The sequence below is a fragment of the Streptomyces sp. NBC_00557 genome, from assembly GCF_036345995.1.
Lineage (GTDB): Bacteria > Actinomycetota > Actinomycetes > Streptomycetales > Streptomycetaceae > Streptomyces.
The window spans coordinates 7827114-7848710 of the sequence record NZ_CP107796.1 but is presented as its reverse complement, the minus strand read 5'-3'; the positions used below and the strand labels follow the sequence as shown (position 1 = coordinate 7848710).

Genomic DNA, 21597 nt, shown 5'->3' with positions numbered 1-21597 from the left:
GAGACCGGCCCCCGGGCGTCCCTAGCGCCACTCCCCCTCGGTCAGCGGTTCCAGGGGATGCTTCTCGCGCGGCATGTGCAGGCGGTGGAAGATCTCCGCCGACTCGGGAGTCTCGGGCTCGGTGTCGAACCGGACGTCCAGCTCCCGCTCCACGTCATGGGCGGCGCCGATGAGGAGGAACTCGGTTCCCTGCCGGTCGAGCAGTCCGGGATCGGCGCCGGTGAATCTGCGTCCCTCGAACCGTTCCTGCTCCCGTCGTGGCAGCTCGGCCCGCTGCGGCGGGGACAGACCGGCGCCGGGCGGCGCGCCCGCTCGGGGATTCCTGACCGCGATGACGTAGCTCGCCTCGGGCTCGATGGTCAGCTCCTTCTGCACGGCACCTGGACGTGCGGGCAGCTCCAGCGCGTACGTCAGGTGGGTGTGGTCGCCGTGCCGGACGATCGCGTAACGGCCCTCTCCGGCCGGCCTGGCCTCGGGCTGCGTCCGCTCGCCCCGCGTCCGCGTGCCGTACGTCCGCCGCTCCAGGTCCGCTTCGACGGCCTCGGGCCGGTCGGCCACCTCGTCGACGAAGCCCCAGAACCGCTCGTGCTCCTCCGGCCGCGGCAGGCGCTTGCGCCCGATGACGAGGCGCCGGCTGCGGTTGCCGTCCGAAGGCTGCAGGATCACGAAGAAGCGCTGGATGTCGTCGACGGCGTGGACCTGCTCCCGCTCGACCCGGGGCCGGTACGCGAAGTAGATGTCGCCTCGTTCGAGGACGTCGCTCACCATGACCACTCGCCACCCCTCACCGGCGATGACCGGCGAGTACCCGGTGCGGCCTGCCGCAGTCGGCGGCCGTGTCGGTGCGCTGCGCCACGGGTACCCGGCGGGCCGTGGAGCGGCAACGGGGGTGCGGGACGCGCCGGCGAGGTGCCGTCCCGCCGCAGGGAACAACCACTGGGGAGCCAGGGAGCACTGATGACGTCCAGGGAATTCCTCGCCGTCGTGCGGGAGCAGGGAGAGTACTCGGACCTCGACGAGGCGACGCGGGCCACCGAGGCGGTGCTGAGCACCCTCGGGGACCGTCTGCAGCCGGCCGCGGCGGATCATCTGGCGGACCAGCTGCCCGCGGAGATCGGCGAGTTCCTCACCGGTGTGGGGAACACCGGCCGGAGCTGGGGCGTGGAGGAGTTCCTCCGCCAGGTGGCCCGGGCCGCCGCCGAGGACGAGACGGCCGCCCGGCGCGACGCGGAAGCGGTCCTCACCGCCCTCGGCGAGACCGTGTCGGGCGGCGAGCTGAACCGGCTGATCAGCCAGCTGCCGAGCGGCTACGCCGAGCTGTTCGGCCACCCCGAACTCGCCTGACCCCTCGCGCCGCCTCCTGCCGCGTCCGGTCGGGCGGTACGGCACCGGGCCGGCCGAGTCACCTGGAGGAACCATGACCGCAGCCGGCCGCTCCGGCACCGTGCTGGTCGGCATGGACGACGCGCCGGATGCCTGGTCGGCCCTCGACTGGGCCGCCGCCGAGGCCGCACGGGGCGGTGACGCGCTGCGGATCCTGCACGCCGTCGGTGCCGGCGGAGAGCCGACGGGACCGGGTGGGGAGGCCGATCCGCACGTCGTGCAGGCAGGCGTCGCCCTGCTGGACGACGCGCAGGCCCGGGTCGCCTGCGCCAGGCCCGGTCTCGCGACCGATGTCGTCCTCGCCCGGGGTCACCCGGCCGAGGCGCTGATCGAGGCCGCCCGGGATGCCGGTGCCCGGCTGGTCGTGGTGGGGACCCGCGGCCGGGGCGGGTTCACGGGACTGCTGCTGGGGTCGGTCGGCCTGCGGCTGGCCGCTCACACGGACCGCCCGGTGGCCGTCGTCCGAGGACGGCGCACCGGGGGTGACGCGCCGCACGACGTGGTCGTGGTCGGCGTCCACGACGAACGCGACGCGGACGTCGTACGGTTCGGCCTCGAGGAGGCCGAGCGCCGCGGGACGACGGCGCGCCTGCTGCACGCCTGGACGCCGTTTCCCCGGACCGGCCTGATGGCGTCCCAGGTGAGCCGACTGGACGACGCACGGCGGCTGCACGAGCGACTGCTCGACCGCGCTCTCGGTCCGGTCGCCGGCCACCCGAAGGCGCCCACGGACACCGACTTCGTCATCGGCTCGCCCGCCGGCGTGCTGGTGGAGGCCTCGACGCGGGCCTGCCTGGTCGTGGTGGGGCGCCGCCCGCCGCGCGGCCCGCTGGGACTGCGGCTGGGAACGGTGTCGCACGCCGTCCTGCACCACGCGAGCTGTCCTGTCGCCGTGGTGCCCGTCGCAGGGGACGAGGAGTGAACCGGCGGCCTGTCGGCCGGTGAGAACCGGGAACCGGCGAGCGCCGTGCGGGCCGTGCGTCACACGCCCACGGGCCAGGTCTCCTGCTCCCGGCTCTCCGCGCCCAGCGGGCGCAGGGGGGTGAGCGCGTGGGTGCGGTCGAGATAGCAGAACGCGTCGTAACGCTCGGCCAGGACCGTGGGGACGTAGTTGCCGACGCGCTCGTACTGCGGCCGGTAGACCACGCCGATCGCGCGGTGACCGCGCTCTTCGTGGAACCACTCGCCGTGCCCGGCCGACGGCGGCCGCTGGAACTGCACATGCGGGAAGACGAACAGCGCCCGCGCCCCCGACAGCGCCCGGTGCAGCAGATCCTCCAGGCTGCCCCGGCGCGCGGCCGGCACGCCCATGACCTTCGGTACGCCGCCCCACGCGTCCGCGGCGATCACGGTGCCGGAGTGCGAACCGAACCCGACCAGCACCACACCGCTGCCCATGTGCCGTTCCCGCACCAGCTGGCCGACGTTGACCATGCCGGTGTCGGCCATGTCCGTGGCGCGGGCGTCGCCGACGTGCGTGTTGTGCGCCCACACCACGGCCTTGGCGCCGGAGCCGTAGTGCTCCGTCAGCCGGTCGAGGGTGTCGGCCATGTGACGGTCCCGGATGTTCCACGCCTCGGGCCCGCTGTCGAGCATGGCCCGGTAGTAGCGCTCGGCTCCCGCCAGCACCTCGGCGTTCTGCCGGGCGGTGAACTCGGCGAGGGAACCGTCCAGAGCGGCCGTGCGCGCCGCCCGCCGCCTCAGTTCGGTCAGCAGGGACATCACCTGCGGTTGACAGCCCTCGGGCACGTACCGGGTGGCCAGCGCGTAGGACTGCGGGTCCTGCGCGTACGGCTCGAAGCAGCGGTACGCCTCCAGGGCGTGCCCCACCTGGTCGGGGTCGTGTTCGCGCAGGTGGGCGAGGACCGCGCTCAGCGACTCCCACAGGCTGTAGACGTCCAGCCCGAAGAACCCGACGCGCCGCTCGGGCGGCAGCCCCTCGTTGTGCCGGCGCAGCCACCGCGTGAAGGCGGCCACGTCGGTGTTGCCCCACATCCACGCCGGCCAGCGCCGGAAGCCCTCCAGCACCTCGCCGGGATCCTCGGGGGCGCCGGGCGCGGCGACCACCGCGCTGTGGACGGCCTGGCAGTCCGGCCAGTCGCCCTCCACCGCGACGAAGGAGAAGCCCTTCTCCTCGATGAGCCGGCGCGTGAGCACGTCACGCACCTGGTAGTAGTCGGCGGTGCCGTGGGAGGCCTCGCCCAGGAGCACGTAGCGGGCGTCGCCGACGCGCTCCAGCAGCGGGTCCAGCGACGCCGGATCGGCCAGGGGCAGGGCCCGGGCCCGGATGCGGTCCTGGTCGGTGTCGGGCACGGCGTGCTCCCCCTTCCGCGGGGCATGCGCCCTTTCCTCGGGGCGCGCACCGGGTTCCCGCCCCGCCGCACGCCGAAACGGGCGGCAGGGGGCCGGGCCGCCCGTACGGCACGCCTCTGCTCAGGCGCGCGTCACCGGGCGCAGCCCACGTCCAGCACCTCGACCACGTCGCCCTGGATGGTGTAGACGAGCCAGCACCACTCTCCGAACGCGGCCGCGAGGTCCGGCGCCTGCGTCTCGGTGTCGTCCGTGACCGCTCCGATGAGCCGGATGATCTCTTCGTGCATGTCGTCCGGCACGTCGAAGAGAACGTTGGCGGCTGTCTGGATCATTTCGACTTTCATGGCACCCCCCGATCGGCAGGAGCGGCATGGTCCGGCGAAGCCGGGTACTCCGGGCTGCGCGCATGTCCCGGCATATCCCTCATCGACCACGGTAAACCCATCGGCCGTCCCTCAGGGAACGTCCACGGCCAGATCGTCCACCACCGCGCGCAGCCCCCGCAGTTCCGCGACGCGCCGCTGTCGGGCGGCGCCGGTCCCGGTGCACTGGACGGCGCTCAGCCAGTCGCCGACGCACTGGTCGTCACCGTGGCGGCCGAGGTGGGGCTCGATCCGTTTCCACAGCTCTTCGACGAGCCGGCCGACGGCCGTGGGGGCGCAGTCGCGGGTGTGGGTGGCCGGCAGGGTCCCGGCCGGCCCGTGCCGGGCGGCCCGCCAGCACGCGGCCGTCAGCAGTGCCTCGGGGACGTCCGGGGCGGGTTCCCCCGCGCGCACCAGGTCCACGGCGTGCCCGACGAGGGCGCGGACGAGCAGCGCGTACGCGGTGGTGGCCTCGGCGTCGGGCAGCACGTCCGCGATGCGCACCTCGATGGTGGGCAGGTGGGCCGAGGGCCGGACGTGCCAGTAGACCATGGCCGGATCCAGCGCCGCGCCGCTGGCCAGGAGCCGGCCGACGAGCCGCTCGTAGTGGTCCGCGTCGCGCAGAAGGGGAGGTGGCCCGGCCGACGGCCACCGGCTCCACACCATGGAGCGCCAGCTGGCGTATCCGGTGTCCGCGCCCGCGCAGTAGGGCGAGTTGGCGGTCAGCGCCAGCAGCAGCGGCATCCAGCCCCGCAGGTGGTCGACCGCCGGTACGGCCTCTTCCCTGTCGGCGACGCCGACGTGCACGTGGCACGCGTTCACGCCCTGCTCGTGGACGACCGGGCCGAAGCGGCGCGCCAGTGCGTGGTACCGGTCGCGGTCCAGAACGGGCGGCGGCCCGGCGCGGCCCAGGACCGCGACGCCGCTGGGCACCAGCAGGCAGTCGTGCTCGGCGGCGGCGAGGGCGGCGCCCGTGCGTAATCGGACGACCTCCGCCTGGAGTTCGGCGGCCGTACGGCACACGGCGCTGACGGTCTCCATCTGCGCCTGCGACAGCTCCGGTGTGGCGTACGGCCCGCCGAGACGCGCGCGGGCGGCGGCCACGACGGAGGCCGAGCGGCCGACGGCCGCCCCGCTGTGCCGGTCGGCCAGCACGAACTCCTCCTCCACGCCCACCGTCGTCGCTGCCGGCGTGGCCGGCGGGCATCCGGGGCCGCCGGCGGCGGCCGGGGTCACGGCATCAAACGGCTCTGGCACATCCAGCCCCTTCGCACGACACACGGGACACGGGCCTCCCCCGTCGCGGACTCCGCGCCGAGGGCGCACCGGCCGTCGGCGGACGGGCGACGAGGGGGAACCGCCATGCTCGGCCCTGCGCCGAAACCACCGCAAGCGGTTGCCCGGCCACCATCACCGCGGGCCGGCCGCCGGCCAGGAGCGCCGCCGGATGCGCCTGGTGCCCGTGCCACTGCTGTGACGTGCCCTCACCTCGCCGGCCGGAGGGACCGGGCGCGTCCGAACCACCGCGCCCTGGACGGAACTTGACGAAGCAGCCGAGCCGTTCATGTGCCGGGCGGCGGCCCGGTCGTGCCTCTCACTTCGAGGAACGGAGTGGCGAGGTCGACCTCGCCCGGACGGTCCGGCTCCTCGATCCGGTCGAGCAGCCGTTGCGCGGCGCGCCGGCCCACGTCGTGGCTGGCGTTGTCCACCGTGGTAAGCCACAGATGACGCAGACGGGAGAGGGAGGTGTTGTCGTAGCCGACCAGGGAGAGGTCACGCGGCACCTGGAGACCGCATTCCTCGGCGGCGGAGAGCGCGCCGACACAGGTCATGTCGTTGACGGCGAAGACGGCGGTCGGACGCTGCGGGCGGCTCAGGAGCCGGACCGCGGCCCGGTAGCCGCCCTCCTCGGTGAGGTCGCCCTGTTCCACGACCGCCGTGCCGGCGAGGCCGTGCTCGCGCATGGTCGCCTCGAAGCTGCGCCGGCGCAGGGCGCCGACCGCGCCCCGGCCCGCGATGTGGGCGATGCGGCGGTGGCCGAGGCCGATGAGGTGCTCGGTGGCCAGGCGGGCTCCGTGTTCGTCGTCGTTGGCGACGATGTCCACTCCGGGCAGCACCGGCTCGCGGGTGCCGGCGACGACCGTGGGGACCAGCCCGGCGGCGGTGCGCAGGGCCTGCGGGTCCTGGAGCGTGCCGACGGCGATCAGGCCGTCGACGCGGAGTTCGGTGAAGGTCCGGGTGAGGTCCTCGCCGAGGCGCCGGTTGAGGTGGCCGTCGGCCAGCAGCATGTGCAGGCCGTTGTCGTAGAGCCGGGTGTTCAGCCCGTCGAGCAGGTCCACGAACCAGGGGTTGCGCAGGTCGTTCAGCAGCACCCCGACGGTCCGGGTGCGCCGCTCGCTCAGGCTGCGGGCGGCGGCGTTGGGCCGGTAGCCGAGCGCTTCGACCGCGGCGAGGACCGCCTCGCGCTTCTCCGGCCGCACACCTCCCGAGCCGCGCAGCACCAGCGAGACCAGCGACTTGGACACGCCGGCCCGTTCGGCGACGTCACGGATGGTCGGGGAGCCCATGAATGGACCGTTCCATACCCTCCCCGCAGCTGTAAAGGTCTCTTGACACCCACAGGAGGCAGGACCCATGGTGGGCCCAGCCTCTGGAACGGTCCAAAGAAGGGTGCTCATGGTGCGTACGCTCGGCGTCGCCGTCGTGGGATTCGGCTGGATGGGACGGGTGCACACCCAGGCGTACGCCCGTCTGCCCCACCACTTCCCGCAGTTGTCCGTGCGGCCGGAACTCATCGCCGTCGCGGACGAGGTACCGGGCCGGGCGGAGGAGGCGGCCGGTCTGTACGGCTTCGCCACCGCGACCCGCGACTGGCGTGAGGTGGCCGCCGATCCGCGCGTCCAGGCCGTCAGCATCACCGCCCCGAACTTCCTGCACCGGGAGATCGGCGTGGCGATGGCCGAGTCCGGCAAGCACATCTGGATCGAGAAGCCGGTGGGGCTGACCGCCGACGACGCCCGGGCCGTGGCCGACGCGGCGGCGAAGGCGGGAGTCCAGGGCACGGTCGGCTTCAACTACCGCAACGCGCCCGCCGTGGAGACGGCCCGGGAACTGATCGCCTCCGGCGGGATCGGCACGGTCACTCACGTCCGCATCCGCCTGTTCAGCGACTACGCCGCCCATCCGGACGGCGCCCTGACCTGGCGTTACGAGCGCGGCCGCGGTGGCAGCGGCGTACTGGGCGACCTCGCCTCGCACGGCGTGGACCTGGCCCGCTTCCTGCTCGGCGAGATCGTCTCGCTCACCGCCGACACCGCCGTCTTCCTGCCGGAGCGGGCCCGCCCGACCGGCGCCACGGCCGGTCACAGCCTCGCCTCCGGCGGCGAACTCGGCCCGGTGGAGAACGAGGACTACGTCAACTGCCTGCTGCGCTTCGCCTCCGGCACCCGCGGGGTCCTGGAGGCCTGCCGGGTCTCGGTCGGCGAGCAGAACGCCTACGGCTTCGAGGTGCACGGCACCAAGGGCGCCGTCTTCTGGGACTTCCGCCGCATGGGCGAACTCGCCGTCAGCCGCGGCACGACGTACCAGGACCAGCCCGTCAGCACGGTGTACGTCGGGCCCGGCCACGGCGAATACGCCGCTTTCCAGCCCGGGGCGGCCACCAGCATGGGGTACGACGACCTCAAGGTCATCGAGGCGTACCGCTTCCTGCGTTCCGTGACGGAGGGAACGGCGACCGGCGCGACGCTGAGCGACGCCGTAGCGGCCGCGGTGGCCCTGGACGCGATGTCCCGCTCCGCCGAGCAGGGAACGTGGGTGGACGTGACGTGAGCGCCGTACGCGTCGGGGGCCGGCAGCGGGTTTCGTCGTCCCGCCCGCAGCCGGGTCGCGGCGCCACCCGATCGGTCGGTGCCTGGGACGGTCGGCGTGCCGCGGTCGCGGACTAGGATCCGAACCGTGGCAGAGGTCCCCGATGAGTTGACCAGGCTGGAACGGACCGCCGAGGAAGAGCGCGCGAAACTCGCGGGTCTCAGCGGTGACGCGTACGACGCCCAGGTTCGCCGCTGGCGCGAGGCGTCCGAGGCGGTACGGGCCGCCGTCGCCGCGTACGCCACGGCCACCGGCGCGAACCGGGACGAGGTCGAGCAGGCCGTGCGCTGTGCCGTACGGAAAAGCCAGGAGGACCCGGCCGTCGAGTAGGGCGCCGGACCGTCGGGCAGGTGGCGGAGAGCGCGTTCCGGGGCAGGGCCGGGCAGACAACGCGGGCTTGTTCGGCGATGCTGGACGGGACGGGGTGGCACACCTGCACGCGACAAGGAGCACGGTATGCCGACAGATCCGGTAGGACGATTCCTGGCGGCCCTCGACCCGGACCACCGGGAGGCCGTCGGCGCCAGACCGCGCCAGGAGCAGGAGCAGCTCGCAGCGGCCTGGGAACGGGAACTGGAATCCGACGACGAACTGGACACCCTCGACGAGCTGTCCCCGCCCGCCGCGGAGGCGGAGGCCGCCCGCCGGGTCCTGCACGGCCAGGCCGGTTAGGCCCTGCGCGGCAAGGTCCTGGACTGGAACCGGGCGCCTCGTGGGCGAGGAGCCCTCCTGGCGAGGAGGCCTCTCATGTCGTCGCGGCGACCACGGCGGAGACGACGGCGGTCGCGACCAGGCTGCCGATCATGACCAGTCCCACGCCGATGACGAAGAGTCCGCCGGCGTCGTCCGACCAGTCGGCGTAGGCGGCGAGGGTGAGCCCGGCCGTCGTGCCCAGCACCGCGCCCGCGACGTAGTGCCGGGAGGCGGCCCAGCACACCGGCAGCAGCAGCGTGAGGACCAGGCCGATGACCTGCCACGCCTCGTACGGCCCGGTCGTCGAGCCGTCCGGGTGCACATCACGGTGCTGGTCCCAGCCCAGCCAGGCGGCCCACACCGCCGACGACACCCCCGCGAGAACGAGGACCGACAGAAGCTGGGCGAGGTGTCTCGGTTGTCCATGACTCATGCCCTGAGCCTGGCGACCCGCGCGCCGCGCCGGCAGAGCGCGGGTACTCAGCTCGACCTGAGTACGCGAACGCGGCCCGGCCGGCATGGCGATGAGTTCGCGGCCGCCGGGCGGTCTTCATGGGAGGGACGGAAAGAAGGAGATGCATCATGCCCGGACCAGGAACCGCCGGACAGCCCGTCGCCGAGCTGGACGACCGCTACAGCTCCGCGCTCCAGGCCCGGCCGGGCGCCGCGGAGGTCACCGCCACGGACTGGGCGGAGGCCGAGCGGCAGCTGGCGGCCGCCGAGATCTTCTGGCTGTCCACGGTGCGGCCCGACGGCCGGCTTCATGTCACCCCCGTGATCGCCGCCTGGCACGAGGGGGTGCTGTACTTCTCCACCGGCTCAGGGGAGCAGAAGGCGCGCAACCTGGCTCACGACGGCCACTGCGCGCTGACCACCGGCTGCAACGCGCTCGGTGAAGGGCTGGACCTCGTGCTCGAGGGCGAGGCCGAGCCGGTCACCGATCCGGCCGTGCTGGAGCAGGCCATCACGGCGTACGAGGCGAAGTACCGGGAGCACATCACCTCCCCCGACGGCACCTTCCACGGGATCGGAGACGCCGCCCGCGCAGGGCATGTGGTGGTGTACGCGGTGACCCCGGACACGGCGTACGGCTTCGGCCGGCGCGAGGGTGTGTACAGCCATACTCGCTGGCTGTTCTGAGGCACGGCGAGCCTGGGGGCCGGTGGTCAGCCGCGCTGTTCGGTCGGCAGCTCCACGGGATAGGGCTCGCCGAAGTCGGCCGAGCGGCCGGCCTTCTCCCACTCGGTCGCCTGCGCCAGCTGACGCCGCGAGTAGTCCTGCGCCATCGTCACCGCGTTCACGCCCAGCAGGAGGTGGCTGGGGACCTGCTCCTGGTGCACGGTGCGGACGATGATCTCGGCCGCCCGGCGCGGGTCCCCTGCCGCACCGGCGGTGCTCTGCCGGACGCGCCGGTTCATCGCGCCCACCGTCTCGTCGTAGGCGTCGGGGATGGCGTGGACCGTCATGGAGGAACCGGCCCAGTCCGTGGCGAAGCCGCTCGGCTCCACGACCATGACGCGCACGCCGAACGGCGCGGTCTCGGCCGCCAGGACCCGGCTGAACCCGTCGACCGCGAACTTGGCCGCCTGGTACGAGGCGATGCCCGGCGAGCCGCCGACCCGGCCGCCGATCGAGGAGAACTGCACGACGGTGCCCGCCCGTTGCCGGCGCAGGAGGGGCAGCGCGGCCTTCGTGACGTGGTAGACGCCCCAGAAGTTCGTCTCGAACTGGGCGCGGAAGTCGTCGTCGTCCGCCGTCTCGATGGGCGCCACGTTGGCGTATCCCGCGTTGTTCACGATCACGTCGAGGCGTCCGAAGCGCGCGACCGCCTCGGCGACGGCCCGCCGGGCGGCGTCCGGGTCCGTGACGTCCAGGGCGAGGGGGAGGAGGCGGTCGCCGTACGCGCCGAAGGCCTCCGCGAGCACCTCGGGACGGCGGGCGGTGGCCACGACGCGGTCTCCGGCGTCGAGGGCGGCGGAGACCAGGGCGCGGCCGAGGCCGCGCGACGAACCGGTGATGAACCAGACCTGCGTGTTCTGTCGACTCATGCAGTTAGTACAACACCGTTCTCTTAATAACGCAACCTCGTTGCCTTACATCGTTCCTATGATGTCCTGCATGAACGAGCCTGCCTTTCAGCGTGCGCGCAGTGCCGAGGCCAAACAGGCACGGGAACGGGCGATCCTCGACGCGGCCCGCACGCTCGGCCGCCGGCACGGCATCCGCGAGGTCACCCTCACCGACATCGCCGCGGCCGTGGGCATGCACAAGTCGGCTCTGCTGCGGTACTTCGAGACCAGGGAGCAGATCTTCCTGGAGCTGACCGCGGAGGGCTGGCGGGAGTGGTCGGCGGAGCTGCGCGCGGGCCTGGAGAGCAGGGCGCAGGCCACGCCCGCCGAGGTCGCCGTCGCGTTCGCCGGCACGCTCGCCGCGCGCCCCATGTTCTGCGACCTGCTCGCCCAGGCGCCGCTGAACCTGGAACGGAACGTGTCGGTCGAATCGGTACGCTCGTTCAAGCTCGCGACCCTCCACGAGGTCGAGCTGATCGGCAAGGAGCTGCACCGGCTGCTCGGGCTGACCGAGACGCAGGCGGTCGACACGGTCGCCACGGCGACCGCGATGGCCGGGGCCCTGTGGCAGATGGCCACCCCCGGGCCGCGGCTGCGCGAGCTCTACGCGAGCGATCCCCGGCTCGGCCATGCCGTCGTCGAGGTGGAGCCCCGGCTGACCCGCGTTCTGACCGCCTATCTGACGGGGCTCGGCACCCGGCCCGCCACGGCCGCGTGAAGCGGGCGGCGTTCGAAGACGCGCACGCGACGAGCGGCGGCGGTCGTCACAGCGCCAGCTCGACCACCACGGGGCGGTGATCCGAGATCGCCGTGCCCGGCGCGGATGCCGAGCGCACCGACTCCGCCGTGACGCCCTTCGCGAGGACGCGGTCCAGCTGCACGAGGGGACGGTGGGCGGGATAGGTCGGGAGGCGGATCAGGTCCCGCCAGCGGTCGGCCGACCGCCGTGCCGAGCCCGGTGCCGCCAGGTCGAGCACGGTTCGCGGCAGCGCACCCACCAGGTTGAGGTCGCCGAGCAGCAGCTGCGGCCGGGGCAGTCCGGCGAGCCGGCGGCACACGGTGAGCAACTGGCCGATGTTCCAGCCGGGCACGAAGGAAAGGTGCACCGCCGCCACGGTGAACGGGCCGCGCGCTCCCTCCAGCACCGCCGCCACCGCGGCACGCGGCTGGTCCCGGCTCAGGGCGAGTCCGGGCCGGCCGGCGACCCGCAACGGGACCGGGCAGGGCGCCGGAGACAGCGGCAGCACCCGCCACTCCCGCACCGGAAGGCGGGACAGGAGCGCGATGCCGTGCGAGGGGGCCTCCGGCGCCGGGCCGGCGTGCTGCGGACCGTAGAGGAGCGGCCCCGGCCGCGCCGGGTCGGGGACCCAGCCCCGTCCCGGCACCGGCCTTCCGTGCAGGGCGGAGGCGTAACGCCAGTCGTGCGCGTCCATGGCGCCGGCGGCAACGGCGGCCTGGTCGGCCCGGCCCGACCGGTCCTGGAACCGGTCGAGCTCCTGCAGGGCCAGCACATCGGCGTCGAGAGCGGCGACGGCATCGGCCAGCGGCCGCCAGGGGACCTCGTCCGGCACGGGCACCGGACGGCCGTCGCCCCCCGTCTCCACGCCGTGCAGGACGTTGAAGGTCGCGAAGCGCACCCGCGCGTCACCCCGACCGCGCCGGAGGAGAGGACATCGTTCCCACACCCGACGGTCTATCACCCCCGGCGCGCTGGCAACGCGGAAACGCGGCCCTGCGTCGAGCCATGTCAGCCCGGCCGCCTGAACGATCAGCCGGCGAGGATCCTGCCCTCCTGCACGACGTAGTGCGCCGGTGCGGAGCAGCCGATGGACGGCGTGACCAGCAGGCTCACGGTGAGCGGTGCGGGTTCGGTGCTCGCGGTCGAGAACGCGCAGACCGCTCCGCTGCCCGTGAGCGGGTACCAGAACCAGCCGTCGGCGTCGCCGACGGTGACCCGGTCGGACTCCTTCCAGGCGCCCTGGGTGTGCCGGTAGACCTGCAGCCGGACGGAGGCGGCGTACTGGTCCTGCGTCGACCGCAGTGCGGTCAGCGTGACCTTGTAGTCGCTCCCGAGGACGGAGGAGGCGATGACCTGGGTGCGCGGTGCGGAGTCGGCGCCGGCCGCCCCGGCGCCGGCCGCGCCCAGGCCGGCCGCCAGGAGCAGCGTGCATGCCGCGGCGACTGCACCGCGCGCGTGGTTACGGAAAAGGCTCATACGTTCCCCCAGTGAAGCAAGCTGGACCAATCGGTCGGATCGGCTCGTACAGTGAGAGGACGAGTGATCTTGCCCCAGGGTTGTACGGGGTGAGCCGGTCAGGCGTAGAAGCGGGACAGACTCTGCAGCACCGCGGCCGGCTTGGCGCCGTCCTCGATCTCGATCGTGCCGTCGACGGTGATCTGGACGCCGCCGGGCACGTCCTCGACCGAGGTGAGGCGGGCGGCGAGCCGGATGCGGGAGCCCGCCTTCACGGGTGCGGGGAAACGGACCTTGTTCAGGCCGTAGTTGACCTTGGTGGTGACGCCCTGCACGTCCAGCAGTTCGGTGAAGAGGGGGATGAACAGGGACAGGGTGAGGTAGCCGTGCGCGATCGGTGCGCCGAAGGGGCCCTGGGCCGCCCGCTCGGGGTCGGTGTGGATCCACTGGTGGTCGCCGGTGGCGTCGGCGAAGGTGTCGATCCGCTCCTGCGTGACCTCGATCCACTCGCTGGTGCCGAGGTCGGTGCCGGCGAGCTTCTTCAGTTCGTCCAGGCCGTTGACGGTGATGCTCATGAGTCGCCTTCTTCTTCAGGGAGTCGGGGTGCCGTAGCGGTGGCGGAGGCGGGACTTGAGGAGTTTTCCGGAGGCGGTGCGCGGGAGTTCGTCCGCGACGACCACCGATTTGGGGATCTTGTACTTGGCCAGCCGCCCGGACAGCGTGGCCAGGACCTCGTCCGGGTCGAGGTCGGCCCCGTCGGCGGGGACGACGATCGCGCGGGGCACCTCGCCCCACGCGGCGTCCGCGACACCGATCACCGCGCACTCGGCGATGCCGGGGTGGGCGAGGAGGAGGTCCTCTATCTCGGCGGGGTAGACGTTCTCGCCGCCCGAGATGATCATGTCTTTGATCCGGTCGACGATGTACACGTAGCCGTCCTCGTCGACACGGGCCGCGTCGCCGCTGCGGAACCAGCCGTCGGCGAAGGCGGCCTCCGTCTCCTCGGGCAGCCCCCAGTAGCCGGGCATGACATGGGGTCCGCGCACCACCACCTCGCCGGTCTCGCCGACGTCGACCGGGGTGAGGTCGGGCCGTACGACGCGTACGTCGCTGAAGAAGTGCGGTACGCCGGCCGAGCCTGCCTTGCCGATGGCGTGCTCGGCGTCCAGGAAGAGGGTGCCGGGCGCGGCCTCGGTCATGCCGTAGCCCTGCAGGAAGGTGAGCCCGCGCTGCTGGTAGGCGGTGATGAGCGGGGTCGGCACCGGCGATCCGCCGCAGGTGAGGATGCGCAGCGAGGACAGGTCGGCGTCCGCCCAGCGGGGGTGCCGGGCGATCTGGTCGAACATCGTCGGCACCCCGAACATGAAGGTGATCCGGTGCCGTTCGATCATCTCGAGGGTCGTCCCGGGGTCGAAGGCCTCGGCCAGGACACAGGCGCCGCCCTTGAGCAGGACCGGCAGGGTGAGCATGTTGAGGCCGGCCGTGTGGAACAACGGGGCGGAGACCAGGGCGCGTTCGTCGGCGATCAGGTCGTGGTCGACCAGGACGTTGACGGCGTTCCAGGTGATGTTGCCGTGGGTGAGCATCGCGCCCTTGGGGCGTCCGGTCGTGCCCGAGGTGTACATGATGAGGCAGGTGTCGTCGGGGCCGACCGGTTCGTCGATGGGTTCCTCCGGCGCGGCCGCCAGCGCCTGTTCGTAGGCCGCGCCGGTCTCGAGGTACGTCCGTACGTCCGTCTCGCCCGGCAGTCCCGCGACGAGGCCGGCGTGGGCGGGGCCGTACACCAGGGCCCTGGCTCCGGAGTCGGCGAGCTGGTAGGCGATCTCGGGGCCGGCCAGGCGGGTGTTGAGGGGGACGAACACCGCGCCGAGGGTGCCGGCGGCGAACAGGGTCTCCAGGTAGGCGGGGTGGTTGGGGCCGAGGTGGGCGATGCGGTCGCCGCGCCGGACGCCTCGGGAGCGCAGGACGTGGGCGAGGCGGGTGACGCGGGTGTGCAGGGTGCGGTAGTCGGTCGACCGGCCGCCGTGGATCAGGGCCGTGCGGTGCGGGGTCTTGCGGGCCCGGCGTGCGGGCCACGACCCCAGTCCCTCGTTGCGCATCGGTCACCCCTTACGGTTTCGTCAGCCCGAGCAGCCGGGCCGCGTTCTCCTTGAGGATCCTGGGCCTGACCTCGTCCCTGACGTTCAGCTTCGCGAAGTCGGCCAGCCAGCGGTCCGGGGTGAGCACCGGGAAGTCGGAGCCGAACAGGACCTTGTCCTTCAGCAGCGTGTTGGCGTACTGCACGAGCTGCGGCGGGAAGTACTTCGGCGACCAGCCGGAGAGGTCGATGTGCACGCCGGGCTTGTGGGTCGCCACCGCGAGCGCCTCGTCCTGCCAGGGGAACGACGGATGCGCCAGGATGATCTTCATGTGCGGGAAGTCCGCGGCCACATCGTCCACGTGGAGCGGGTTGGAGTACTTCAGGCGGATGCCTCCGCCGCCGGGCACGCCGGCGCCGATGCCGGTCTGCCCGGTGTGGAAGAGGGCGATGGCGCCGGTCTCCTCGATCACCTCGTACAGGCCGTACGCCACCGCGCGGTCGTTCGGGAAGAAGCCCTGGATGCTGGGGTGGAACTTGAAGCCCTTCACCCCGTACTCCTCGACCAGCCGCCGGGCCTGCCGCACGCCCGCCCTGCCGCGGAAGGGGTCGACGGAGGCGAAGGGGATGAGGACGTCCGCGTTGGCCGCCGCGGCCTCGGCGACCTCCTCGTTGGGTACGGGCGCCGTGCCGGTCGCGGACTCGGCGTCCACCGTGAAGATGACGGCGGCCATCCGCCGTTCGCGGTAGTAGGCGGCGGTCTCCTCCAGGGTGGGCTTCCGGTTGCCCTCGACCTTGAAGTAGGCGGAGGAGGCGTCGTGCAGGTGGTCGTCCAGGGAGGAGTGGCCCTTGGAGGACACCTCCGCGTGGGTGTGGACGTCGATCGCGACGAGGTCCTCGACGTTGAGGGTCGGCATGCTCACGCCTCCGGGATCTTCGGGGCGGGGATGCCCACGGTCTGCGGTTCGGCGCCGACCGAGGTGTGCCAGGCGGCGGCCAGGGTGTCCGGCGTCCAGCCGCCGTCGGCGTAGGCGGCCCGGATCTCCTGCGGATGCGACCAGAGGGCCACCTTGTCGCCGCCGATCCCGATGCACTGGCCGGTGATGCCGCGGGCGGCCTCGGAGGCCAGGAAGGGGACGAGCGCCGCGCAGTCCTCGGGGGTGCCGAACCCCTCGCCCTTGCGCAGGAAGTCCGGCAGCGGCTCGCCGTTCCTCATGGCCTCGACGTACGGGGCGAAGGCGGGGATGGTCTCGGTCATCGCGGTGGCGGCGACCGGCACGATCGCGTTGACGGTGATGCGGGCGCGGGCCAGTTCCATGGACCAGGTGCGGGCCATCGCGGCGATCCCGGCCTTGGCGGCGGCGTAGTTGGTCTGGCCGAAGTTGCCCCGCTGCCCGGCCGGGGAGCCGACGAGGACGAGCGTGCCGCCCTCGCCCTGCTCGCGCATGCGGACGGCGGCGGCGCGGGCGCAGGTGAAGGTGCCCCTCAGATGGGTGGTGAGCACCGCGTCGAAGTCGTCGTCGGTCATCTTCCACAGCACCTTGTCGCGCAGGATGCCCGCGTTGGTGACGAGGACGTCGAGCCGGCCGAACTCCTCGACGGCGCGGCTGACCAGCCGGTCGGCGGCCTCGGCCGTGCCGACCGGGACCACCTCGGCCACGGCGGTGCCGCCGGCCTCGGTGAGGGACTTGACGGCCGCCTCGGCCACGGCGTCGTCGACGTCGTTGACGACCACGGACGCGCCGTGGGCGGCCAGGGCGTGCGCATAGGCCAGGCCGAGGCCCCGGCCGCTGCCGGTGACGACGGCGACCTTGCCGGTCAGATCGATGGTGGGCACGAGCGATCCCTTCGCATGGGGGTGGGGTCGTGGCGAGATCGAAGCTAAGAGCAATAATTGTTGTCGTCAATAGTTGTTGGCCACCTTCGCAGTACGCCATGCTGGACGCCGTACCCGACAAGCCACCCCTCGGGAAGCCTCACCGGCGCCCACGGGGGCCGAGACCAGGGAGCCCGCCATCGCCCGCCAGCACACCGACACCCCGACGCCCATCGACGCCGACGAGCCGTGGATGCGGGCGCTGCACGCGGACACCGGCTATCTGCTGTACCGCCTGGGGCTGCGCTCGGGGCAGTTGTTCAACACGTTCCTGCAGGAGTCGGGGCTGCGGCTGCGGCACTACGCCGTGCTCCGCTTCCTCGCCACGTGCGAGGGCGCGCTCCAGCGCGAGCTGAGCGCGCGGCTCGGCTACGACCCGAGCGCGATCGTCGGCCTGGTGGACGACCTGGAGAAGCTGGGCTTCGCCGAGCGCCGCCCCGCCCCGGAGGACCGCCGCAGCCGTATCGTCGTTCTCACCGACGGCGGCCGGGCGTTCCTGCGCGACACGGACCAGGCGGGCCGGCGTGTGACCGACGAACTGCTCACCCCGCTCGCCCCCGCCGAACGGGAGACGCTGCACGCCCTCCTGCTGCGCGTCGCGGAGAACAGGCTCGACTGAACGCGGGGGCGCCGGGCGCCGGCCACCGCGCGTGTCGGGCAGGGCGCGGCCTCGTAAGGTGTCCGCGTGACCGGTCCTGTCCCCCGCCCCCAGTCCCTCCTGCTCAGCTTCCTCGGTGACGAGGTGCTGGGCCGCGGGGTGTGCGTCTACACGGGCAGCGTCATCGAGGTCTTCCGGCGCGCCGGAGTGGGAGAGCAGGCCACCCGGTCCACGCTCACCCGCATGGTCGGCCGGGGCCTGCTGAGCCGGCGGCGCGAGGGCCGGCGGACCTATGTCGGCCTCACCGAGCGCTCGGAGGCGATCCTGCGCGACGGCGAGCGGCGCATCTGGAAGACGGGTGCGGTCAACCGGGACTGGGACGGCACCTGGACCCTGCTCGGCTTCTCGCTCCCGGAGTCGTGGCAGCGGCAACGGCACGATCTTCGTTCGCAGTTGACCTGGGCCGGCTTCGGCGCGCTGTTCAGCGGGCTGTGGATCGCGCCGGGCGAGGCGGACGTCTCCGGGATCGTCGCCGAACTCGGCCTGGAGGCGCACGTCAAGGTCTTCCGGGCACGCGCGGACACCGGGACGGACATCGCCGAGATGATCGACGACACCTGGGACCTGCCGGAACTGGCCGCACGCTACCGGGACTTCCAGGCGTCCTGGCAGCCGTACGCCTCGGGCGGCGCGCGTCCGGCCGGCGAGGACGCCCTCGCCCTGCGCCTCCGGCTGACCGCCGAGTGGCTCCAGGTGATCCGCAGCGACCCCCGGTTGCCCCTGCGGCATCTGCCGGCGGACTGGCCCGCGGCCGCCGCCGAGCAGACGTTCCGCGCGGTCCACGCCGCCCTGGAGGCGCCCGCACGGGACGCGGCGCGCCGGCTGATCGAGACGATCCCGGCGGCGTAGCGCCTCTGGTACCGCGCCCGCGGCGGGCCTCGGGCCCGCCGTCGTGCGGGTGGTCGCCGCCGCGCACGGCGGTGCGTCCGGCACCGGCGTGATGTTGTGCACTCTATTGACGGCCGCAAGAAATCAGCCCTACATTCCTCCCCACCTTCATTCAGTGCACTGAGCATCTGCCAGGTCTCCGCTCCGCAACCGCCTCGAGGAGCCACCTCCATGCCCGCCAGCACCCGCGCCCGAACTCCCCGTACCCGCCTGCGCATCGCCCTGGCCGCCCTCGCCGCCCTGGCGTCCGCGGCGCTCACCGCCCTCCCCGCACCCGCCGCCCGGGCGGAGACCGGCACCACCGCGCACCTCACCGGCACCCTCGCCGACGGCGCCGCCTGGATCGCGGACGTCCCCGCCCACTGGAACGGCACCCTGCTGCTGTTCAGCCACGGCTTCGGCCCCACCGTCGCCCAGGACGCCCCCTCCGGCGCCGTACGCACCGAGTTGCTCGCCGAGGGGTATGCGATGGCCGGGTCGTCGTACGACCCCCATGGCTCGATGTGGGCCCTGAACAGCGCCGAACGCGACCAGTTCGCCACGCTCGACGCCGTCAGCGCGAAGATCGGCAGCCCACGGCGCACCCTGGCCGTCGGCCAGTCCATGGGCGGGCTCGTCAACGCGCAGATCGCCCGCGACGGCGCCGGGCGCGTCGACGGCGCGCTCGGCCTGTGCGGGCTGGTCGCGGGCGCCACCGATCTGGACAACTACCAGCTCGACGCCGAGTACACCCTCGCCCGGCTGCTGCTGCCCGGGCAGGACGTCGGCCTGGTGCGCTTCGGCTCCGCCGACGACGCGGCCGCCACCGCCGGGAAGCTCACCGACGCGGTGACCGCCGCGCAGGGCACCCCGCAGGGCCGCGCCCGGATCGCGCTGGCCGCCGCCTTCCTCAACCTGCCCGCCTGGGCCCCCGGCCAGGACCGGCCCGCCCCGGGCGACTGGGCGGGCCAGGAGGAGCAGCAGTACGCGTGGTTCGCGCAGGGCATCCTGTCCTTCGTCGAGGGCGGCCGGTACGCCGTCGAGCAGTCCGCCGGCGGCAACAACTCCTGGAACCGGGGCGTCGACTACGGCCGCCTGCTCGCCGGTTCCGTGCACGCCCCGCAGGTCCGCGCGCTGTACCGGGCGGCCGGGCTCGACCTGCGCGCCGACCTGGCGTCCCTCACCCGGGGCGCCTCGATCACCGCCGACCCCGCCGCGGTGCGTGCCGCGCAGCGCACCTCGTCCGCCGGCCAGGGCCTCGGCGTGCCCCTGCTGGACGTGCACACCACCGCCGACAACCTCGTCCCGGTCGAGCAGGAACGGCAGTTCGGCGACCGGGTGCGCGCGGCGGGGGACGGCGCGCTGCTGCGGCAGGCCTACGTGGAGCGGCAGGGCCACTGCGCGTTCACCACGGCCGAGACCGTGGCCGCCCTGCACGCCCTCGAGCACCGCGTCGCCACCGGCCACTGGGACGACGCCGCGACCCCGGCCGCGCTCCAGCGCTCCGCCACCGCCCTGGGCCTGGACGGGGCGGCGTACGTCCCGTACCGCCCGGCACGCCTGACGGTCGGCCGCGACCGCCCGGCGCACCCCACCCGCCCCTGACGTTGGGACCCTGTCATGTCCGACGCATCCGCCGCCCCGCGCGGTTCTCTCCCCCTCGGCACGCTCGTCGCCGGCTGTCTCGCCGTCTGCCTCGCGCAGATCGGGCTGGCCATACCGGCCACCCTCAACGGCCTGTTCCAGGAGCACCTCCACCCCGTCGGCTCCCAGCTCACCTGGATCTCCGACGCGTTCCTGCTGCCCGTCGCCGTCCTGGAGCTCACCTTCGGGGTGCTCGGGGACCTCTTCGGGCGCAAGCAGCTCCTCGTCGGCGGCGCGGTGCTGCTGTGCGCGGGCGAGGCCGTCGCCGCGAGCGCCTCCGGCATCCATCAGCTGTGGGCGGGGCAGGCGCTGGCCGGCCTCGGCGCCGCCGCGCTCTTCCCCACCTCGCTCGCCATGATCGCGGCCGGCACGCACACCGGTCCGCAGCGCGCCCGCGCCATCGCCGTATGGGCGTCCAGCCTGTCGGCGGGCGGATTCCTCGCCCCGCTGCTCGGCGGCATCACCGGCACCTACGGCTCCTGGCGGTCGGCTTTCGTGGTGGTGGCCGCACTCGCCGCGGTCAGCGCCCTGGTCAGTCTCCGGCTGGCCGCCAACTCCCGCTCGCCCGAGGGCCGTTCCCTCGACGTCGGCGGCCAGGTCACCATCGGCGTCGGACTGTTCGCCCTGCTGTACGCCGTCATCCAGGGACCGGCGGACGGCTGGGGCTCGGTTCCGGTGGTCGTCGCGTTCGTGGTCGCGGCGGTGTTCGTGGGCCTCTTCGTGGCCGCCGAGAGCCGGGCCCGCTCGCCCCTGCTGCGTCTGGACCTGTTCCGCAACCGTTCCTTCGCGATCGCGTCGGTCGTCGCGGTCGTGGGCATGTTCAGCTTCCTCGGCACGGCCTACGCGGCGAGCATCCGGCTCGGCCCCATCCAGCACCAGAGCCCGATGCGCACGGCCTTCGCGTTCCTGCTGCTCAACGGCATCACCCCGGTGCTCACCCCGCTGACGTCCCGGCTGCTGCACCGGCTGCCCGCACGGGCGCTGCTCTCCAGCGGTCTCGCGCTGATCGCCGCGGGCGACTTCCTGGCCGCCGCGCTCGACGTCGGCGACGGGCACCTCACCTCGCTGATCCTGCCGCTCGGCCTGGTCGGCATCGGCTTCGCCTTCACGGTGTCGTCCATCACCGCGACCGCCGTCAACACCGTGCCGCTGCCGCTGGCCGGGATGGCGAGCGCGGCGACCAACCTGCTGCGGGACTTCGGCTTCACCCTCGGGCCCGCGGTCATCGGCGCGGTCGCGCTGAGCCAGGCGGCCTCCCGGGTGACCTCCTCACTGGCCGCCTCGGCGTCCCTGAACGCCGAGTCGCGGGCGGCGGCGCACGAGGTGCTGAAGGAGGGCGGCCCCCTCGCCCTGAACTCCGTGCCCGCCGCCTCCCCGCCGGGCGCGGCCCGCGGCTACGCCCTCGACGCCCTCGGCCACGGCTACGCGATCGGTTTCGTGGTGTGCGGCGCGGCCGCCCTCTTCTCGGCCCTGCTGGCGGTGACCGCACTGCGGGGGCGTACGGCGGAGGAGAGCGGGACGCCGGCGGAGGAGGGGACGGAGCGAACCGCCCTGGCGACGGGGTGAGCCGGGGCCGCTCCGGGCCCGTCTC

24 protein-coding genes are annotated in these 21597 nt (G+C 73.4%); 11 read left to right on the top strand and 13 right to left on the bottom strand.

From position 1 onward, the window contains the following. Positions 1 to 21: 21 nt before the first annotated feature. Entirely contained in the window at positions 22 to 768 is a 747-nt protein-coding gene (locus OG956_RS34905) for a hypothetical protein (RefSeq protein WP_330342021.1), read from the bottom strand. Positions 769 to 957: 189 nt separating this feature from the next. Here OG956_RS34905 and OG956_RS34900 point away from each other — a divergent pair, with 189 nt between their 5' ends. After that, a complete protein-coding gene (locus OG956_RS34900; protein WP_330342020.1) occupies positions 958 to 1344 on the top strand; it encodes a DUF2267 domain-containing protein in 387 nt (128 codons plus the stop codon). A gap of 73 nt (positions 1345 to 1417) precedes the next feature. Next, a complete protein-coding gene (locus OG956_RS34895; RefSeq protein ID WP_330342019.1) occupies positions 1418 to 2305 on the top strand; it encodes a universal stress protein in 888 nt (295 codons plus the stop codon). Between the two features lie 59 nt (positions 2306 to 2364). Here the strand turns inward: OG956_RS34895 and OG956_RS34890 are convergent, their stop codons facing one another. The 4 genes from OG956_RS34890 to OG956_RS34875 all read right to left on the bottom strand — a co-directional run bounded on the left by OG956_RS34890 (position 2365) and on the right by OG956_RS34875 (position 6625). Next, entirely contained in the window at positions 2365 to 3696 is a 1332-nt protein-coding gene (locus tag OG956_RS34890; protein ID WP_330342018.1) for an erythromycin esterase family protein, read from the bottom strand. 131 nt (positions 3697 to 3827) lie between these two features. Next, entirely contained in the window at positions 3828 to 4028 is a 201-nt protein-coding gene (locus OG956_RS34885) for a hypothetical protein (protein WP_330342017.1), read from the bottom strand. Between the two features lie 123 nt (positions 4029 to 4151). After that, positions 4152 to 5315: a carboxylate-amine ligase gene (locus OG956_RS34880; protein ID WP_330342016.1), complete on the bottom strand. Its 1164-nt coding sequence runs from the start codon at positions 5313 to 5315 to the stop codon at positions 4152 to 4154. Positions 5316 to 5620: 305 nt separating this feature from the next. Next, a complete protein-coding gene (locus tag OG956_RS34875; protein ID WP_330342015.1) occupies positions 5621 to 6625 on the bottom strand; it encodes a LacI family DNA-binding transcriptional regulator in 1005 nt (334 codons plus the stop codon). 109 nt (positions 6626 to 6734) lie between these two features. Between OG956_RS34875 and OG956_RS34870 the strand changes: the two genes are divergently transcribed. The 3 genes from OG956_RS34870 (at position 6735) to OG956_RS34860 (ending at position 8600) form a co-directional block, all read left to right on the top strand. Continuing rightward, entirely contained in the window at positions 6735 to 7889 is a 1155-nt protein-coding gene (locus tag OG956_RS34870) for a Gfo/Idh/MocA family protein (protein WP_330342014.1), read from the top strand. A gap of 126 nt (positions 7890 to 8015) precedes the next feature. Then, a complete protein-coding gene (locus OG956_RS34865; RefSeq protein ID WP_330342013.1) occupies positions 8016 to 8258 on the top strand; it encodes a hypothetical protein in 243 nt (80 codons plus the stop codon). A gap of 126 nt (positions 8259 to 8384) precedes the next feature. After that, a complete protein-coding gene (locus tag OG956_RS34860; RefSeq protein WP_330342012.1) occupies positions 8385 to 8600 on the top strand; it encodes a hypothetical protein in 216 nt (71 codons plus the stop codon). A gap of 73 nt (positions 8601 to 8673) precedes the next feature. Here the strand turns inward: OG956_RS34860 and OG956_RS34855 are convergent, their stop codons facing one another. Continuing rightward, on the bottom strand, positions 8674 to 9054 hold the full coding sequence (locus OG956_RS34855) for a hypothetical protein (protein ID WP_330342011.1): 381 nt from the start codon (positions 9052 to 9054) through the stop codon (positions 8674 to 8676). 149 nt (positions 9055 to 9203) lie between these two features. Here OG956_RS34855 and OG956_RS34850 point away from each other — a divergent pair, with 149 nt between their 5' ends. Next, positions 9204 to 9761, top strand: a complete 558-nt coding sequence (locus tag OG956_RS34850; protein ID WP_330342010.1) for a pyridoxamine 5'-phosphate oxidase family protein — start codon at positions 9204 to 9206, stop codon at positions 9759 to 9761. A gap of 26 nt (positions 9762 to 9787) precedes the next feature. Here OG956_RS34850 and OG956_RS34845 read toward each other — a convergent pair whose 3' ends face one another. Next, on the bottom strand, positions 9788 to 10669 hold the full coding sequence (locus OG956_RS34845) for an SDR family NAD(P)-dependent oxidoreductase (RefSeq protein WP_330342009.1): 882 nt from the start codon (positions 10667 to 10669) through the stop codon (positions 9788 to 9790). Positions 10670 to 10739: 70 nt separating this feature from the next. On the opposite strand from OG956_RS34845, the gene OG956_RS34840 reads away from it, so the two are divergent. After that, on the top strand, positions 10740 to 11408 hold the full coding sequence (locus tag OG956_RS34840) for a TetR/AcrR family transcriptional regulator (protein ID WP_330342008.1): 669 nt from the start codon (positions 10740 to 10742) through the stop codon (positions 11406 to 11408). 46 nt (positions 11409 to 11454) lie between these two features. Here OG956_RS34840 and OG956_RS34835 read toward each other — a convergent pair whose 3' ends face one another. The 6 genes from OG956_RS34835 to OG956_RS34810 all read right to left on the bottom strand — a co-directional run bounded on the left by OG956_RS34835 (position 11455) and on the right by OG956_RS34810 (position 16798). After that, complete coding sequence (locus OG956_RS34835) at positions 11455 to 12327, bottom strand: endonuclease/exonuclease/phosphatase family protein (RefSeq protein ID WP_330342007.1); 873 nt, start codon at positions 12325 to 12327, stop codon at positions 11455 to 11457. 131 nt (positions 12328 to 12458) lie between these two features. Next, entirely contained in the window at positions 12459 to 12905 is a 447-nt protein-coding gene (locus OG956_RS34830; RefSeq protein ID WP_330342006.1) for a hypothetical protein, read from the bottom strand. A 98-nt stretch (positions 12906 to 13003) separates the two neighbouring features. After that, a complete protein-coding gene (locus OG956_RS34825) occupies positions 13004 to 13459 on the bottom strand; it encodes a MaoC family dehydratase (protein WP_330342005.1) in 456 nt (151 codons plus the stop codon). A 15-nt stretch (positions 13460 to 13474) separates the two neighbouring features. Beyond that, positions 13475 to 14983 (bottom strand): acyl-CoA synthetase, encoded by a 1509-nt coding sequence (locus tag OG956_RS34820; RefSeq protein ID WP_330342004.1) that lies wholly within the window; start codon positions 14981 to 14983, stop codon positions 13475 to 13477. Positions 14984 to 14993: 10 nt separating this feature from the next. Next, positions 14994 to 15878, bottom strand: coding sequence for an amidohydrolase family protein (locus OG956_RS34815; protein ID WP_330342003.1), 885 nt, complete (start codon positions 15876 to 15878; stop codon positions 14994 to 14996). 2 nt (positions 15879 to 15880) lie between these two features. Beyond that, the gene (locus tag OG956_RS34810; RefSeq protein ID WP_330342002.1) at positions 15881 to 16798 is read right to left on the bottom strand and encodes an SDR family NAD(P)-dependent oxidoreductase; all 918 of its coding nucleotides are present in this window, start codon (positions 16796 to 16798) and stop codon (positions 15881 to 15883) included. A 232-nt stretch (positions 16799 to 17030) separates the two neighbouring features. Here OG956_RS34810 and OG956_RS34805 point away from each other — a divergent pair, with 232 nt between their 5' ends. The 4 genes from OG956_RS34805 to OG956_RS34790 all read left to right on the top strand — a co-directional run bounded on the left by OG956_RS34805 (position 17031) and on the right by OG956_RS34790 (position 21572). Further along, a complete protein-coding gene (locus OG956_RS34805; RefSeq protein ID WP_330343027.1) occupies positions 17031 to 17456 on the top strand; it encodes a MarR family winged helix-turn-helix transcriptional regulator in 426 nt (141 codons plus the stop codon). Between the two features lie 66 nt (positions 17457 to 17522). Beyond that, positions 17523 to 18344: a PaaX family transcriptional regulator gene (locus OG956_RS34800; RefSeq protein ID WP_330342001.1), complete on the top strand. Its 822-nt coding sequence runs from the start codon at positions 17523 to 17525 to the stop codon at positions 18342 to 18344. 210 nt (positions 18345 to 18554) lie between these two features. Continuing rightward, complete coding sequence (locus OG956_RS34795; RefSeq protein WP_330342000.1) at positions 18555 to 19967, top strand: alpha/beta hydrolase; 1413 nt, start codon at positions 18555 to 18557, stop codon at positions 19965 to 19967. A 15-nt stretch (positions 19968 to 19982) separates the two neighbouring features. Further along, complete coding sequence (locus OG956_RS34790) at positions 19983 to 21572, top strand: MFS transporter (protein ID WP_330341999.1); 1590 nt, start codon at positions 19983 to 19985, stop codon at positions 21570 to 21572. The last annotated feature ends 25 nt before the right edge of the window (positions 21573 to 21597 follow it).

Excerpts from the sequence above, each read along its gene's own strand:
- OG956_RS34900 (WP_330342020.1), top strand. The coding sequence starts at position 958 with ATGACGTCCAGGGAATTCCTCGCCGTCGTGCGGGAGCAGGGAGAGTAC.
- OG956_RS34855 (WP_330342011.1), bottom strand. The coding sequence starts at position 9,054 with ATGAGTCATGGACAACCGAGACACCTCGCCCAGCTTCTGTCGGTCCTC.
- OG956_RS34885 (WP_330342017.1), bottom strand. The coding sequence starts at position 4,028 with ATGATCCAGACAGCCGCCAACGTTCTCTTCGACGTGCCGGACGACATG.
- OG956_RS34805 (WP_330343027.1), top strand. The coding sequence starts at position 17,031 with ATGCGGGCGCTGCACGCGGACACCGGCTATCTGCTGTACCGCCTGGGG.
- OG956_RS34845 (WP_330342009.1), bottom strand. The coding sequence starts at position 10,669 with ATGAGTCGACAGAACACGCAGGTCTGGTTCATCACCGGTTCGTCGCGC.
- OG956_RS34875 (WP_330342015.1), bottom strand. The coding sequence starts at position 6,625 with ATGGGCTCCCCGACCATCCGTGACGTCGCCGAACGGGCCGGCGTGTCC.
- OG956_RS34860 (WP_330342012.1), top strand. The coding sequence starts at position 8,385 with ATGCCGACAGATCCGGTAGGACGATTCCTGGCGGCCCTCGACCCGGAC.
- OG956_RS34850 (WP_330342010.1), top strand. The coding sequence starts at position 9,204 with ATGCCCGGACCAGGAACCGCCGGACAGCCCGTCGCCGAGCTGGACGAC.
- OG956_RS34790 (WP_330341999.1), top strand. The coding sequence starts at position 19,983 with ATGTCCGACGCATCCGCCGCCCCGCGCGGTTCTCTCCCCCTCGGCACG.
- OG956_RS34840 (WP_330342008.1), top strand. The coding sequence starts at position 10,740 with ATGAACGAGCCTGCCTTTCAGCGTGCGCGCAGTGCCGAGGCCAAACAG.
- OG956_RS34795 (WP_330342000.1), top strand. The coding sequence starts at position 18,555 with ATGCCCGCCAGCACCCGCGCCCGAACTCCCCGTACCCGCCTGCGCATC.
- OG956_RS34895 (WP_330342019.1), top strand. The coding sequence starts at position 1,418 with ATGACCGCAGCCGGCCGCTCCGGCACCGTGCTGGTCGGCATGGACGAC.
- OG956_RS34825 (WP_330342005.1), bottom strand. The coding sequence starts at position 13,459 with ATGAGCATCACCGTCAACGGCCTGGACGAACTGAAGAAGCTCGCCGGC.
- OG956_RS34870 (WP_330342014.1), top strand. The coding sequence starts at position 6,735 with ATGGTGCGTACGCTCGGCGTCGCCGTCGTGGGATTCGGCTGGATGGGA.
- OG956_RS34820 (WP_330342004.1), bottom strand. The coding sequence starts at position 14,983 with ATGCGCAACGAGGGACTGGGGTCGTGGCCCGCACGCCGGGCCCGCAAG.
- OG956_RS34905 (WP_330342021.1), bottom strand. The coding sequence starts at position 768 with ATGGTGAGCGACGTCCTCGAACGAGGCGACATCTACTTCGCGTACCGG.
- OG956_RS34815 (WP_330342003.1), bottom strand. The coding sequence starts at position 15,878 with ATGCCGACCCTCAACGTCGAGGACCTCGTCGCGATCGACGTCCACACC.
- OG956_RS34830 (WP_330342006.1), bottom strand. The coding sequence starts at position 12,905 with ATGAGCCTTTTCCGTAACCACGCGCGCGGTGCAGTCGCCGCGGCATGC.